The sequence below is a fragment of the Microvirga sp. BSC39 genome (genome assembly GCF_000739015.1).
Taxonomy (GTDB): Bacteria; Pseudomonadota; Alphaproteobacteria; order Rhizobiales; family Beijerinckiaceae; genus Microvirga.
On record NZ_JPUG01000070.1, the window covers coordinates 133,730 to 147,401 of the forward strand.

15 protein-coding genes are annotated in these 13,672 nt (G+C 65.8%); 9 read left to right on the forward strand and 6 right to left on the reverse strand.

All coding sequences use genetic code 11. The annotated features are described in order from the left end of the window. Positions 1–177: 177 nt before the first annotated feature. The gene (locus MA07_RS18295; protein ID WP_036354319.1) at positions 178–390 is read left to right on the forward strand and encodes a hypothetical protein; all 213 of its coding nucleotides are present in this window, start codon (positions 178–180) and stop codon (positions 388–390) included. Here the strand turns inward: MA07_RS18295 and MA07_RS18300 are convergent, their stop codons facing one another. Continuing rightward, positions 391–1,893: an MDR family MFS transporter gene (locus MA07_RS18300; RefSeq protein WP_052003321.1), complete on the reverse strand. Its 1,503-nt coding sequence runs from the start codon at positions 1,891–1,893 to the stop codon at positions 391–393. It abuts the gene before it with no gap. A gap of 198 nt (positions 1,894–2,091) precedes the next feature. Between MA07_RS18300 and MA07_RS18305 the strand changes: the two genes are divergently transcribed. The 4 genes from MA07_RS18305 to MA07_RS18320 all read left to right on the forward strand — a co-directional run bounded on the left by MA07_RS18305 (position 2,092) and on the right by MA07_RS18320 (position 5,474). Then, positions 2,092–3,285, forward strand: a complete 1,194-nt coding sequence (locus MA07_RS18305) for a winged helix-turn-helix domain-containing protein (RefSeq protein WP_036354322.1) — start codon at positions 2,092–2,094, stop codon at positions 3,283–3,285. 214 nt (positions 3,286–3,499) lie between these two features. Next, positions 3,500–4,252, forward strand: coding sequence for a phosphatase PAP2 family protein (locus MA07_RS18310; RefSeq protein WP_036354620.1), 753 nt, complete (start codon positions 3,500–3,502; stop codon positions 4,250–4,252). Further along, on the forward strand, positions 4,249–4,800 hold the full coding sequence (locus MA07_RS18315) for a regulatory protein RecX (protein WP_036354325.1): 552 nt from the start codon (positions 4,249–4,251) through the stop codon (positions 4,798–4,800). The genes MA07_RS18310 and MA07_RS18315 overlap by 4 nt, the downstream gene beginning before the upstream one ends. Positions 4,801–4,886: 86 nt before the next feature. Further along, complete coding sequence (locus tag MA07_RS18320) at positions 4,887–5,474, forward strand: DUF2239 family protein (RefSeq protein WP_036354622.1); 588 nt, start codon at positions 4,887–4,889, stop codon at positions 5,472–5,474. An 8-nt stretch (positions 5,475–5,482) separates the two neighbouring features. Here the strand turns inward: MA07_RS18320 and MA07_RS18325 are convergent, their stop codons facing one another. Further along, positions 5,483–6,022, reverse strand: a complete 540-nt coding sequence (locus MA07_RS18325) for a GNAT family N-acetyltransferase (RefSeq protein ID WP_036354328.1) — start codon at positions 6,020–6,022, stop codon at positions 5,483–5,485. A gap of 37 nt (positions 6,023–6,059) precedes the next feature. Beyond that, entirely contained in the window at positions 6,060–6,704 is a 645-nt protein-coding gene (locus tag MA07_RS18330; protein ID WP_036354332.1) for a DUF1345 domain-containing protein, read from the reverse strand. 92 nt (positions 6,705–6,796) lie between these two features. Here MA07_RS18330 and MA07_RS18335 point away from each other — a divergent pair, with 92 nt between their 5' ends. Then, positions 6,797–7,219: an OsmC family protein gene (locus MA07_RS18335; RefSeq protein WP_036354336.1), complete on the forward strand. Its 423-nt coding sequence runs from the start codon at positions 6,797–6,799 to the stop codon at positions 7,217–7,219. Between the two features lie 122 nt (positions 7,220–7,341). On the opposite strand, the gene MA07_RS18340 is transcribed toward MA07_RS18335, so the two are convergent. From MA07_RS18340 to MA07_RS18350, 3 genes are read right to left on the reverse strand one after another with little or no spacing between them, the layout of a single operon-like run. Next, positions 7,342–8,325: a TRAP transporter substrate-binding protein gene (locus MA07_RS18340; protein ID WP_036354339.1), complete on the reverse strand. Its 984-nt coding sequence runs from the start codon at positions 8,323–8,325 to the stop codon at positions 7,342–7,344. 30 nt (positions 8,326–8,355) lie between these two features. Beyond that, on the reverse strand, positions 8,356–9,672 hold the full coding sequence (locus MA07_RS18345; RefSeq protein WP_036354342.1) for a TRAP transporter large permease subunit: 1,317 nt from the start codon (positions 9,670–9,672) through the stop codon (positions 8,356–8,358). A gap of 3 nt (positions 9,673–9,675) precedes the next feature. Next, positions 9,676–10,221 (reverse strand): TRAP transporter small permease, encoded by a 546-nt coding sequence (locus MA07_RS18350; RefSeq protein ID WP_036354345.1) that lies wholly within the window; start codon positions 10,219–10,221, stop codon positions 9,676–9,678. Positions 10,222–10,501: 280 nt separating this feature from the next. Between MA07_RS18350 and MA07_RS18355 the strand changes: the two genes are divergently transcribed. The 3 genes from MA07_RS18355 to MA07_RS18365 all read left to right on the forward strand — a co-directional run bounded on the left by MA07_RS18355 (position 10,502) and on the right by MA07_RS18365 (position 13,671). Beyond that, on the forward strand, positions 10,502–11,716 hold the full coding sequence (locus MA07_RS18355) for a putative DNA modification/repair radical SAM protein (protein ID WP_036354348.1): 1,215 nt from the start codon (positions 10,502–10,504) through the stop codon (positions 11,714–11,716). A 122-nt stretch (positions 11,717–11,838) separates the two neighbouring features. Next, positions 11,839–13,278, forward strand: a complete 1,440-nt coding sequence (locus MA07_RS18360) for a UdgX family uracil-DNA binding protein (protein ID WP_036354349.1) — start codon at positions 11,839–11,841, stop codon at positions 13,276–13,278. Between the two features lie 120 nt (positions 13,279–13,398). Beyond that, positions 13,399–13,671, forward strand: coding sequence for a DUF4242 domain-containing protein (locus MA07_RS18365; RefSeq protein ID WP_036354352.1), 273 nt, complete (start codon positions 13,399–13,401; stop codon positions 13,669–13,671). The last annotated feature ends 1 nt before the right edge of the window (position 13,672 follow it).

Here is a 13,672-nt window from a genome sequence, read left to right on the forward strand (position 1 = left end):
TCGTATGATCACGAAATCCGGCTTGGTCCTAACACGGCAAGGCTTAAGGAAGTGCCGGGCGAGTTGCAGCTCTCCACAGGCGAGATGCCCTATCCCCAGCCACGACGCCGCAGGATCGAGGAAACACCGGGACGCCAGGAAGCATTATTCCCAGGCAATGCCTGTTCAGGATGGACGATGCCGATCCCCACTTATCGAATCACCAATGGTGCCCTGGTCGTCAAGGCGCAGAGCACGGCTCCCGGCACGGAGACGCCGGGATCGCAGACCACGCCGCCCGGCGCAGCGGAGACGGAAGGGGCGTTCGGCATTCTCGGCATGATGATCTCGGGCCTGATCATCATCTTCGCCATCGTGCTGCTCTACATGCGGTTTCGGAACCGACGCTGATCAGTCTGCGACCGCCGCCTCCGCGGCCTTCACGGCGCCGCCGCGCAGGGGCCTCTCCTCCAGGGCGAGCAGAAAGGCGAGCGCCAGTCCGAAGCCGATCATGGCCGCCAGGAACACGTAGCTGAACACGTCGGCGAGATCGACGCCGCTCCGGGCTGCGGCCTCGCCCAGGGCCTCGAAGCTCGCCGCTCCCGTCACCCCCGAGCCGCTGAGCACGATGGCGCCGAAGATCGCCACGATGAAGGCGCCGCCCAGCGAGCGGAAGAAGTTGGCCGTGCCCGTGGCGGTTCCCATCTCGTGCGGCGCCACCGCGTTCTGGACCGTCACCATGGTGACGGGCAGGAGCGTGCCCAGCCCGATGCTGATGATGCCGAGCAGGACCTCGACCACCGTGACGGACAGAACCTCGCCGTAGAGCACCAGCACGCCCGTGGCGACTATCGCCACCAGGAGGCCGATGGTGGGCAGCCGCTTGTAGTGCTTGACCTTCGCCATGGTGCGGCCGGAGAGCGTCGCGCCGACGACGGTTCCGGCCATGAGGGGAATGAGGGCAAGGCCCGACAGGCTCGCCGAGAGGCCGCGCACGGTTTCGAAATAAACAGGCAGATAGATGGTGAGGCCGATATAGGTGCCCATGCCGAAGCAGGCCGCGAGCACCCCCATGCGCACCACGGGATTGTGCAGCACTCCGGAGGGAATCAACGGCTCGGGCGCTGTGCGCATGCGCACGGCGAAGAGGCCCCAGAGAACGAGGGAGCCGGCGAAGAGCCCGAGGATCGGCAGGGACATCCAGGGAAAGCGGATGCCGCCCCAGCTCAAGGCCAGAAGCAGCGCCACGGTGGCGGTGACCAGAAGTACCGCGCCCAACAGGTCCAGCCGGTGCGGGCGCTCGAACCGGGGCAGCTTCTTCAGGCTCTGGAACGCGATGGCGAAAGCGATCAGGCCGAGGGGCAGGTTGATCCAGAAGATCACCGACCAGTGCAGGTGCTCGGCCATGAAGCCGCCCAGCACGGGGCCGAGCAGGCTCGAGGTCATGAAGACGCTGGCGAAGTAGACCTGGTAGCGCCCACGCTCCTTCGGCGACACCAAGTCGGCGATGATGGTCTGGGCGAGCGCGATCAGCCCGCCGCCGCCGATGCCCTGCAGGCCACGGGCCAGGATGAGCATGAACATGCTGGGAGCCAGCGCGCAGGCGATCGAGCCGGCGATGAAGATCACGATGCCGATCAGCATGATGCTGCGCCGGCCATACGAATCGCTGAGCTTGCCGTAGAGCGGCGTCACCGCCGTGGAGGTCAGGAGGTAGACCGTCACGATCCAGGACAGGTGCTCCAGATCGCCGAGCTCGCGGCCGATCGTCGGCAGGGCCGTGGCGATGATGGTCTGGTCGAGCGCCGCCAGGAACATGGCGAGCAGAACGCCGATGACGATGGTGCGGATCTCGGCTTGGCTCAGAGGCTTGCTCTGGCCGCTCTGAAGCTGTGCAGGGATTGGTTGGTCCATCGTGTCCATCGTGTTCCGGCAGGCTTATCTAGGGGACGGGCCGAGGCTGTGTCGAACCTCCGCCTGCAGGGCTGGTATGCATGCCGGCTCAAGTCTGAGCTAAGTGGCGGCTCCGTCCACAGGTTCCGACTTTTTTGACGGCGGTTTCGGCGGCCAGCCTCTGGCGATGATCTGCAGTGTTCCTCTATTGTTCGCGCCATGCCGTCCCGCACTCACATCACGCTCGCCCAGGCCCGGCGGATCGCCCTGGCCGCTCAGGGTTTTCACGAAGGCCGCCCCGCCGGCGCCACCAGGCGCCATGTGAGCCGCGTGCTGCAGCGCTCGCACCTGCTCCAGATCGATTCGGTCAACGTGCTGGTGCGCGCCCACTATATGCCCCTGTTCTCGCGGCTCGGCTCCTACGATCGCGGGCTGCTCGAAAAGACCGCCTATCACCGGAAGAAGCGGGAGGCCTTCGAGTACTGGGGCCATGAGGCCTCGCTGATCCGGCTCGACCTGCAACCGCTGTTCCGCTGGCGCATGGAGCGCGCCGCGCGGGGCGAGGGCACATATGGTGGGCTGGCCCGGTTCGGGCGCGAGAAGCGCGCCTTCATCGAGGAGGTGCGCCGCGAGATCGAGGCGCGCGGGCCGATCGGTGCGGGCGAGCTCTCCATCGGGGGCAAGGGCCAGGGCTCCTGGTGGGGCTGGAGCGACGGCAAGCGGGCGCTCGAATGGCTGTTCTGGGCAGGGCAGGTCACCACCGCCGCGCGACGCGGCTTCGAGCGCCTCTACGACCTGCCCGAGCGGGTGCTGCCCTCCGAGATCCTCGACATGCCGACACCCTCGGCCGAGGAGGCGCAGCGGGAACTCCTGCGGCTGTCGATTCGGGCGCTCGGCATCGCCTCGGAGCGCTGCCTGCGCGACTATTTCCGCCTGGAGCCCAAGGATGCGAAGGCGCGCATTCCCGAGCTGGTCGAGGCAGGCGACCTCATGCCCGTCACCGTCAGGGGCTGGGATGGCCCGGTCTATCTCGATCCGCAGGCCAAAATTCCGCGCCGGGTGGAGGCGCGGGCGCTCGTGTCGCCCTTCGACCCCATCGTCTGGGAGCGCACGCGCACGGAGCGCCTGTTCGATTTCCGCTACCGCATCGAAATCTACACCCCGGCCGAGAAGCGGGAATTCGGCTATTACTGCCTGCCTTTCGTCCTGGGCGAGCGGATCGTCGCCCGCGTGGACCTGAAGGCCGACCGCGCGGCGGGCAATCTCATCGTCCACTCCATCCACCCGGAAGCCTCGATTGCGCCGGAGGAGATCGCCCCCGCCCTGGGAGACGAGCTGCGCCTCATGGCCGAGTGGCTCAATCTCGGCTCCATCACGGCCCCGAAGACCTGGCAAAAGAGGCTCGAGGTGTGATCGCAGCGAGCGATCTCGGCTTTCGCCTCCATGAACGATACACACCGCGTCATGGCCGTCCCCGGACTTGGTCCGGGGATCAGTCCCGGCCATCCCGATCATGAAAAGTGCTGTGCCTCCGATGATCGAGATCACCGGCACAGGGCCGGTGATGACGTCCGTAGAGAACCTAAGCCTCTCGCCAGACATCCCGACCTCCCTATGTCATGAGGCCATGAACACGCTTCTTGCTCCCGCCACACGCCTGTGGCTTCGCCTGCGCCTCAACGAAATCGGCCCGCTGCTGTCGCTGTCCGCCTGCGGCTTCTTCGTCTGGGCCTTCATCGAACTCGCCGACGACGTGCGGGAGGGCGATACGCATGCGCTCGACAGTGAGCTTCTGCTCGCCCTGCGCGATCCGCAGAACCCGGCCAATCCCCTCGGCCCCTCCTGGGTGGAGGAAGCCGCCAGGGACATCACGGGGCTCGGCGGTTACGCCATTCTGTCGATCATCACCCTGGCCACATGGGTCTATCTGATGATGACCCGCAGGCAGGGCGCAGCGCTTCTGGTGATCGTCGCCATCGTCGGTGGCACCCTGATCTCCACCGGCCTCAAGATGGGATTCGAGCGGCCCCGGCCGGACCTGGTGCCCCATGCCACCCGGATCTACACGGCGAGCTTCCCCAGCGGCCATGCCATGATGTCGGCCATCACCTATCTGACGCTCGGCGCCCTGCTCGCCCGCGTGGAGAAGAGCCGGCGCGCCAGCGCCTTCATCATGGGGCTTGCCATCATCATGACCGTGCTGGTCGGCGTGAGCCGCGTCTATCTCGGCGTCCACTGGCCGAGCGACGTGGTCGCCGGCTGGTCGGTGGGCGCAGCCTGGGCCGCCCTGTGCTGGTTCGTGGCCCTCCAACTGCAGCGCCGCGGCCAGGTGGAGAAGCCGGGCGAAACCTCGCGCTCAACCGACGACAAGCCGGAATGACGGACGAGACCGGCAAACCTGTCCGCAAGCCGCCGCGCAAGGTGTCGGAGGCCTATCTGCAGCGGGCCGCCATGTCGTACCTCGAGCGCTATGCCTCCTCGGCGGAAAACCTGCGCCGGGTTCTGCGGCGCAAGGTCGACAAGCGCTGCCGCCTGCGGGGCGAGGATCCGGCCGAGTTCCACGACATGATCGACGAGGTGGTGGCCAAAAGCCTCAAGATCGGCCTCATCGACGACACCCGCTATGCGGAAGCGCGCGTCGCCACCCTGCGCCGGCGTGGCGGATCGGCCCGGGCGATCCAAGCGAAGCTCTCGGCCAAGGGCGTCGACCGCACGACCATCGCGGCGGCTCTGGAGGGAGAAGAGGGCGACGAGGAGCAGGCGGCCTGCGCCTTTGCCCGCCGCCGCAAGCTGGGCCCCTTCCGTCCCGGCGAGCGGGCGCCCTACCGCGACAAGGACCTGGCCGCCATGGCCCGCGCGGGCTTCCGCTTCGATGTGGCGCGGCGGATTGTCGAGGGCGAGCGCGATGAGGAGCAGGACGGGCCCTAGTCCCGGCCCATTTCACCCGGGTATTATTGACGAAGGTATTTAACCCGGATAAAACCCTGCCTCGCTTGTTGCTGCAGGGGATGATCATGGCTGACGAAAACCAAACCTACACGGCCTTCGCGGGCATGCGCCGGATCGCGTCCGGCGATCTCGCGACGGTCGCGGCAAAGGCCAAGGCCGCCCTCGACCAGGACGAAGGCACCTCGGTCCTGATCCTCGACGACGAGACCTGCCGGGTCGTCGACATCGATTTCCGCGGAACGGCGGACGATGTGGTGAAGCGGCTGGAGCAGACCTCCGGCAAGCCGGAGCCGCGGGGACCGGGCCGGCCCAAGCTCGGGGTCGTGGCCCGCGAAGTCACGCTGCTCCCGCGGCACTGGGAATGGCTCAACGCCCAGCCGGGCGGCGCCTCCGTGGCCCTGCGCAAGCTGGTCGAGGAGGCACGGCGCAGCAACGAGGCGAAGGACCGGGTGCGGCAGGCCCAGGAAAAGCTCTATCGCTTCATGTCGACGCTCGCCGGCGACGAAGCCGGGTTCGAGGAGGCTTCGCGTGCGCTCTTCGCCGGAGACCGGAAGCTGTTCATGGCTCTGATCCGGCTCTGGCCGAAGGATGTGCGCGATCATGCCGAGAGGCTTGCCGCCACTGCCTTCGCGGATGAGCCGTCGGAGGCGTGAGGCGACTCCTACCTCACGAACAGGATCGTCGGCTGATCCTTGTAGGTTGTGCGCTGGAACTCCCGGTAGCCGCACTTCTCCGCCACGCGGATGGAAGGCCCGTTCTCGGGCGCGATGATGCAGGCGGTGCGGATAGGCCCGAAATGCGCCTCGCCCCAGGCGACGGCTGCCTGCGCTGCCTCCGTGGCGTAGCCCCGCCCATGCTGGTCAACGGCAAGCACCCAGCCGATCTCCGGCATGGCCTCAAGGGAGGGTTCGATATCGCGCTTGAAGTTGCCGAACCCGACCTCGCCCACGAACCGGCCCGTCATCCTGTCGGTCACAACCCAGTAACCGAAGCCCAGAAGCGACCAGTGGCCGGCATAGCGCAGCATCCTGGCCCAGGCCTCCTCCCGGGTGGAGGGCTTGCCGCTGATGAACCGAACGCTCTCCGGATCGGTCCAGAGGGCAAGGGAGTCGGCAAAATCTTCGAGCCGGTGCCCGCGCAGGATGAGACGGTCTGTTTCGACGGTGGGGACGAGATCGGATGAAGGAAAGGAACTGGGCATCGGGCAACCTAGCGGGAAAGCCTTTTGAGGACGTGTTCTACAACAATCCTGCCCCCACATTGACCGCAAGAGCGAGAATTGTTGTGTTGAACAGGAAGGACAGAATTGTGTGGGCGAGCGCCAGGCGGCGCATGCGTCTTGAGACGATCACCACATCGGAGGTCTGCGCCGCCGCCCCGAGATTGAACGAGAAATACAGGAAGTCCCAGTAATCGGGACGTGCCTCGTGCGGGAAGGCGAGACCCCGGCGCTCGCCGCCATCGCCGTAATATTCATGGGCGTAGTGAATGGCGTAGATGGTGTGCACGAAGAACCAGGAGCAGAGGATCGTGACGGCGGCGATCGCGAGGCGGAAAGCCTGCAGCGCACCCTGATCCTCCTGGATGCCGGTCAGCTGCACGGCGATGGCGGCAAGGCTCGCCACGGAGGCGGCAAGCGTAAGGGCCAACACCACACCGGCGCTCTCGTCTTCCTGCGCCGCGCGCTCCTGCATCTTGGCCGTCGAGGAGCGCACCGCCATGCTCCAGGCGAGAGCGAGATAGCACACGACGCCGATATCCCAGGCCACCAGGAGCCGCGAATTCGCCGGCCAGGAGGACGGCAGGACCGCGAAGACCAGAACGGCCACGAGAACCGCGCCGAGGAGCCGGGGGCGCAGGCGCGCCTGCACGGGGACGATCATCAAAAACTCGCAAACCCAAGGGGATGATGGCCTCTGGAGGCCGGTGCCTCCTGTCCTAGATCACCACCCTCACGCACAAAGGAGAGATCAGGATGAACCGCAAGGCAAGAGCCGTCTGGCAGGGTACAGGCAAGGAGGGCACCGGCCATCTCACCTCGGATTCCGGCGTTCTGTCTTCGACGCCCTATTCCTTCAAGACCCGGTTCGAGAACGAGAAGGGCACCAATCCGGAGGAGCTGATCGCCGCCGCGCATGCGGGCTGCTTCACCATGGCGCTCGCCTTCCAGCTCCAGGGCGCGGGCTTCACGCCGAACGAGCTTGCCACGGAAGCGGTGGTCTCCCTCGAACAGGAGGGCAGCGGATTTGCAATCAAGAAATCGGCCCTGACGCTGAACGCCAACGTGCCGGGCATCGACCGGGCCAAGTTCGAGGAGCTCGCCCGCGCGGCGGAGAAGAACTGCCCCGTGTCGAAAGTGCTCAACGCCGAGATCACGATGAATTTCACGCTGGCTTGAGTCCTCGCAACATTCTCCTCACGTCATGGCCGGGCTTGTCCCGGCCATCCACGTTTTCAGCGTCGTAAAGACGTGGATGCCCGGCACAAGGCCGGGCATGACGGTGGAGAAAGTGGACAGAACTACGAACCGGCCTTCTTGTAGGCATCGACGATGGCCTGCCCGTCGGTGCCGGCCTTCTTCAGCCAGTCGGCCGTGAGCTGCTCGCCGACCTTCTGAAGCCCTGTCTTCAGTTCCGCGCTCGGCGGCTGCACCTTCATGCCGTTCTTGGCCAGCTGCTCGAGATACCACTTGGTCTTTTCCTGAGCCGTTCGCCAGCCGCGCTCCTCGGCCGCCTTGGCGGCCTTGAGGATCCCCTCCTGAGTCGGCTTGTCGAGAGCATCGAACGCGGCCTTGTTGACGAAGGTCATGTTCTTCGGAATCCACGCCTGCGTGTCGTAGAAGTGGGACAGAGATTCCCACACCTTCGCGTCGTAGCCGGTCGCGCCGGAGGTCATGAAGGTGGTCACGACACCGGTGGCGAGGGCCTGCGGCAGCTCGGCGGCCTGCACGGTCACGGGCTGCGCGCCGACGATCTCGGCGATGCGCGAGGTGCCCACATTGTAGGCGCGCCACTTCACGCCCTTCAGATCCTCGACCTTGTTGATCTCCTGCTTGGCGAAAATCCCTTGCGGCGGCCACGGCACGGCGAAGAGCAGCTTCAGGCCCTGGCTTTCGAGCTTCTTCTCGATGGCCGGGCGCTGCACGTCCCACAGCTTCTTCGACTGGTCGAAGGAGGTGGCGAGGAAGGGCACCACGTCGAGGCCGTAGAGCGGATCCTCGTTCTCGTGCAGGGACATCAGCACCTCGCCGGCCTGGGCCTGGCCGGTCTGCACCGCGCGCTTGATCTCCGGCGCCTTGAACAGCGAGGCGTTGGCGTGAACCGTGATCTGCAGCTTGCCCCCGGTGGCGTCCGCCACGTCCTTCGAGAAGGCGTTCAGGTTCTCGGTGTGGAAGTTGTCCGCCGGATAGGCGGCCGGCAGGTTCCATTTGGTCTGCGCCATCGCGGGGGCTGCCATCAGCAGCGCGCCGGCGAGGCTCAACCCCAATCGTGTCCTATGCTTCATGTGATCCTTCTCCTCTGGTTATGATGGATCCTATTCCGGAAAGGCGAGCCGTGGGAGCCACAATGCGATGTCCGGAAAAGCCGTGATGATGGCGACCGCCGCCACGAGCAGGAAGAAGAACGGCAGCGCCGACCGTGCGACGGTGAAGCTGTCGCGCCCGCTCATGTTCTGCAGCACGAAGAGGTTGAAGCCGACCGGCGGCGTGATCTGCGCCATCTCCACCAGGATTATGAGGAAGACGCCGAACCAGATCAGGTCGAACCCCGCCTGCTTGATCATGGGCAGCACCACCACGGTGGTGAGCACGATCATCGAGATGCCGTCGATGAGGCAGCCCAAAAGGATGTACATGACGGTGAGCGCCGCGATCAGCACGTAGGGCGACAGCTGCAGCGACTCGACCCAGGCGGCGAGCGCCGCCGGGATACCCGTATAGGCCATGGCCGCCGTGGTGAAGGCGGCGCCCGCCAGGATCAGCATGATCGTGACCGTCAGGCGCGTGGCGCTCAACAGAGAATCCCGGAACGTCGCCCAGGAGAGCGTGCCCGACCACCAGGCGAGGATGAGCGCGCCCGTCACGCCCCAGGCGGCGCATTCGGTCGCCGTCGCCCAGCCGAAGATGAGCGCGCAGAAGATGAAGGCGATCAGCAAGAGGACCGGCAGGAGCTTGGCCGAACTCCGCAGCTTGTAGCCGAAGCTCGTGCGAGGCTCGGGCGGCGGGGATTTCCTCGGGTTGAGGGCCGACCACAGGGTGATGTAGCCGGAATAGAGCCCCATCACGAGAAGGCCCGGCAGGAAGCCCGCGAGGAAAACCTGGATCACCGACACATTCGCCGCGATGGCATAGACCACCATGGGAATGGACGGCGGGATGAGAAGCCCGAGGGTGCCGGAGCCGGCCAGACTCCCGAGGCTCATCAGGTCGTCGTAGCCGCGTTTCTTCAGCTCGGGGAGCGCGATCTTGCCGATGGTCGCGCAGGTGGCGGCGGACGAGCCCGACACGGCCGCGAACACGCCGCAGCCGACCACGTTCACGTGCAGCAGGCGCCCGGGCAGCCAGTTGAGCCAGGGCGCGAGCCCGAGGAACATCTGCTCGGACAGGCGCGTGCGGAAGAGGATCTCGCCCATCCAGATGAAGAGCGGCAGGGCCGCCAGCGACCAGGAGGCGGAACTCGACCAGACCGTGGTGGCGAGCACCGGCCCGATGGGCACGGGCGTGACCATGAAGATGGCGGCAAAGCCCACGATGAGCAGCGCGATGCCGATCCAGATGCCGAAGGCCAGAAGACCGATGAGCAGGCCCAGGAGAATGACGGCGGTGGTGACGAGGCCGAGATCTGCAAACATCGTTTAAAGCCCGCTCTCGGCTGCGCGGTTGACGATCTCCTCCGGCGTTTCCGCCCGCGGCTTCTCGTAGCGCGGGGCACGCCCCCTCAGGACGTGCACGAGTTCGTCGATGAACGCGATCGCGAGGATCGTCAGGCCGATCGAGTAGCCGAGCTGCGGAAACCAGAGCGGCACCGCGACCGCGCCCTGAGACATGTCGTTGAAGCGCCAGCTGTCATAGGTCATGTGCACCGCGTACCAGGCGAAGAACCCGATCACCGCCGTACCGACGAGAAGGCACAGGATCTCGACGCCGCGCCGCGCGCCGGTGGGCAGCCGCTCGAGCACCAGGCCGATGCGGATCAGCTCGCCGGACCTGAACGTGTGGGCGAGGCCCAGGAACGCCATCGCGGCCATGGACCAGGCGGCGTAATCGTCGCCGGCCGGGATGTTGATCCCGAATTCGCGCCCGAGCGAGAGGGTCATCATCAGGAGAAAGATCGTGATCAGGAAAATGCCTGCCAGATATCCGGCGAAGAGATAGAGACCGTCGAGCAGGGTTCTGATCATGCGAAGCGTTCTCTCCCGGTCGTTACGCGCAGGGGGAGCTTACCGTTACGGTGAGTAAGGGCAAGGGCCTGTCTGGGATTGAATGCACAAGCTTGCGCCGTTTCTGGTCTGGCGCTGGGCAGGCTGGTCAGAGTGAAGCGTCATCCCGGATCTTCGCTGCGCTCCGTCCGGGATGACGGCAAACTTCCCCCCTCGTGCGACCTCCCGCCCTCTCCCTAAACCCTCGCCAGCGCCCCATCTTCATGCTAGAACAAAACACGAACAATCCTGCGAAAGACCCATGGACGAAAAGCTTTCGAAGAAGCTGCGCATCCTGGCGGACGCGGCCAAGTATGATGCCTCCTGCTCCTCCTCCGGAGCGCCCAAGCGCAAATCGGATCCCGACGGCCTCGGCTCGACGGTGGGAACCGGGATCTGCCACGCCTACACGCCGGACGGGCGCTGCGTGTCGCTGCTCAAGATCCTGCTGACGAACTACTGCCTGTTCGACTGCGCATATTGCGTGAACCGGCGCTCGTCCAACGTGAAGCGGGCGAAGTTCTCGGTCGACGAGGTGGTGACGCTCACGGTCGAGTTCTACAAGCGCAACTACATCGAGGGCCTGTTCCTGTCGTCGGGCATCATCCGCTCGCCCGACTACACCATGGAGCAGATGATCCTGGTGGCGAAGAAGCTGCGCGGCGATCACGGCTTTCGCGGCTACATCCACCTGAAGACCATCCCCGAGGCGAGCCCCTGGCTCATCGAGGAGGCGGGCCTGTGGGCCGACCGCCTGTCGATCAACCTCGAACTGCCGACGGAGAAGAGCCTGGAGCAGCTGGCGCCGGAGAAGGACGGCGCCTCCATCGAGACCGCCATGGCGCAGATGTTCGAGCGCATCGAGGAGGCGCGGGAAGAACGCCGCCACTTCTCGCCGGCCGGCCAGACCACGCAGATGATCGTGGGCGCCGACGAGACGACGGACGCGGACGTGTTGCGCAAGTCGGCCAAGCTCTACGGACATTACGACATGAAGCGGGTCTATTACTCCGCCTTCAGCCCGATTCCGGATTCGAGCGCCATCCTACCCCTGAAATCGCCGCCGCTCATGCGCGAGAACAGGCTCTACCAGGCCGACTGGCTGCTGCGCTATTACGGCTTCGACGTGGACGAGATCGCGTCAAGCGCCGAACAAGGCATGCTCGATCTCGACATCGACCCCAAGCTCGCCTGGGCGCTCAAGAACCGCCACCGCTTCCCGGTGGACGTGAACCGGGCCGACCGGGAGATGCTGCTGCGGGTGCCGGGCCTCGGCGCCCGGGCGGTGGACAAGATCGTGGTGGCGCGCAAGCACACGACGTTGCGCCTGGAGGATGTGGCCCGCCTCACCTCAGGGCTCAAACGCGCCAAGCCGTTTCTCATCACGGCCGATCATCACCCCAAGGCTAGGCTCGACAAGCTCGACCTGCGCGAGCGGCTGATCGAGAAGCCGGAACAGTTGAGCCTGTTTGCGTAAGAGCGTGGCTGTCATCCCGGGGCTGCGCAGCAGAACCCGGGATCGCTGGACGAGAATGGCACCACATCCTGCACACGATCCCGGATCGGCTTTCGCCGTCCGGGATGACCATTGAGGCTCCCATGACCCTCCACCGCATCACTCTCAAAACCGGCGCGGACCTGCACACCTTCCGCAAGGCCGTGCGCTGGCTGATCGCCGAGGAGCTGGCGCCGCAGCATGTGGTGTTCGCCATCGACGATGAGCCCGGCCTCCTCGGCGACGAGACGGTCACAAACGCGCCGCCGGTCGCGATCCCGAAGGGCGTGTCACGGCTGATCGAGCAGGTGGTCTGCCACGGCGACCCCGAGCGCTATGCCCTGCTCTACAGCCTCGTCTGGCGCGTCCTGAACGGCGAGCGCGATCTCCTCGAAGTCGCAAGCGACCCGCTGGTGCATCGCATCGACCTGATGGCCCGCTCCGTGCGGCGCGACCTGCACAAGATGCACGCCTTCGTGCGCTTCCGCCGGATGCAAGGAGAGCTTGAGCGCTTCGCCGCCTGGTTCGAGCCCGAGCATTTCATTCTTGAGGCAGCGGCGCCCTTCTTCGTCGACCGCTTCCGCTCCATGGACTGGACGATCCTCACCCCCATCGGCTCCGCGCGCTGGGATCGGCATGAGCTCGCCTTCGGCCCTCCCGGGCGGCGCGAGGATGCTCCCGAGGAGGACAGCTTCGAGGAGGGCTGGCGCGGCTATTACGAGAGCGTGTTCAACCCGGCGCGGGTGAACCCCACGGCCATGCGGGCCGAGATGCCGAAGAAGTACTGGCGCAACATGCCCGAGACCGCCGCCATTCCCGGTCTGATCCAAACGGCCGCCCAGCGCGTTGAACGGATGATCGAACAGGAGGCGACGATGCCCACCAAACGCACGCCGGAACGCGCCATAGAGGCCATGTGGGATCAGGAACCAAAGACCCTGGAAGAACTCAACGCCATCATCGCCAAGGCAGGACCCCTGGTGCCCGGCGCCACGCAGGCCGTGTTCGGCGAGGGCCCGCACCATGCGGAGATCGTGTTCGTCGGCGAGCAGCCGGGCGACCAGGAGGACCTGCAGGGGCGGCCCTTCGTCGGCCCCGCCGGCAAGCTTCTGACCAAGGCCATGCGGGAAGCCGGGATCGAGCGCGAGCAGGCCTATCTCACCAATGCGGTGAAGCACTTCAAGTTCGAGCAGCGCGGCCATCGGCGCATCCATTCCAAGCCCACGACCGGCGAGGTGAAGCACTACCGGCCCTGGCTGATGAAGGAGCTGGAGCTGGTGCGGCCGAAGCTCGTGGTGGCTCTCGGCGCAACCGCCGTTCTGGCGCTCTCGGGCAAGGCGACGCCGATCACCCGCTCGCGCGGACGCGCGACCTTCGGCCCTTACCAGGGCTACATCACCGTGCATCCGAGCTATCTGCTGCGCCTGCCCGACGAGGCGACGAAGCGGGAAGCCTACGAGGCGTTCCTGAATGACCTGCGCCGCATCCACGATCTGGCCCAGGCCGATCTGGAAACGGGCGAGCTACCGCTGGCGGCGGAATAGGAAGGGTGCGCCCTACCCCTCTTGGGGAGTTGCCACGCCTTCCCCATGAGCAGACCCTGGCCGACGCCGGAGCCGCTTTGGTTCGGCCAAGGGAGGCGCCGGTCTGCCGGCGAAAGGGCCATGCCGCAATTCGTGATCGAGCGAAACATGCCGAATGTGGGCAATCTGTCTGCTGCGGATCTGCAGCAGGCCTCCAGAACCTCGTGCGATACCCTGCGCGAACTCGGACCCGAGATCCAATGGGTTCAAAGCTACGTCACGGACGACAAGATCTACTGCGTCTATCGGGCGCCCGATGAAGGATTGATCCGCGAGCACGCCCAGAAGGCGGGATTTCCGGCCGACAGCATCTCGCAGGTGCGCTCGGTGATCGACCCGACCACGGCGGACTGAT

Coding starts and splice junctions, on each gene's coding strand:
- MA07_RS18315 (WP_036354325.1), top strand. CDS start 4,249: ATGACGGACGAGACCGGCAAACCTGTCCGCAAGCCGCCGCGCAAGGTG.
- MA07_RS18305 (WP_036354322.1), top strand. CDS start 2,092: ATGCCGTCCCGCACTCACATCACGCTCGCCCAGGCCCGGCGGATCGCC.
- MA07_RS18355 (WP_036354348.1), top strand. CDS start 10,502: ATGGACGAAAAGCTTTCGAAGAAGCTGCGCATCCTGGCGGACGCGGCC.
- MA07_RS18350 (WP_036354345.1), bottom strand. CDS start 10,221: ATGATCAGAACCCTGCTCGACGGTCTCTATCTCTTCGCCGGATATCTG.
- MA07_RS18300 (WP_052003321.1), bottom strand. CDS start 1,893: ATGGACCAACCAATCCCTGCACAGCTTCAGAGCGGCCAGAGCAAGCCT.
- MA07_RS18325 (WP_036354328.1), bottom strand. CDS start 6,022: ATGCCCAGTTCCTTTCCTTCATCCGATCTCGTCCCCACCGTCGAAACA.
- MA07_RS18330 (WP_036354332.1), bottom strand. CDS start 6,704: ATGATCGTCCCCGTGCAGGCGCGCCTGCGCCCCCGGCTCCTCGGCGCG.
- MA07_RS18335 (WP_036354336.1), top strand. CDS start 6,797: ATGAACCGCAAGGCAAGAGCCGTCTGGCAGGGTACAGGCAAGGAGGGC.
- MA07_RS18340 (WP_036354339.1), bottom strand. CDS start 8,325: ATGAAGCATAGGACACGATTGGGGTTGAGCCTCGCCGGCGCGCTGCTG.
- MA07_RS18295 (WP_036354319.1), top strand. CDS start 178: ATGCCGATCCCCACTTATCGAATCACCAATGGTGCCCTGGTCGTCAAG.
- MA07_RS18360 (WP_036354349.1), top strand. CDS start 11,839: ATGACCCTCCACCGCATCACTCTCAAAACCGGCGCGGACCTGCACACC.
- MA07_RS18345 (WP_036354342.1), bottom strand. CDS start 9,672: ATGTTTGCAGATCTCGGCCTCGTCACCACCGCCGTCATTCTCCTGGGC.
- MA07_RS18320 (WP_036354622.1), top strand. CDS start 4,887: ATGGCTGACGAAAACCAAACCTACACGGCCTTCGCGGGCATGCGCCGG.
- MA07_RS18310 (WP_036354620.1), top strand. CDS start 3,500: ATGAACACGCTTCTTGCTCCCGCCACACGCCTGTGGCTTCGCCTGCGC.
- MA07_RS18365 (WP_036354352.1), top strand. CDS start 13,399: ATGCCGCAATTCGTGATCGAGCGAAACATGCCGAATGTGGGCAATCTG.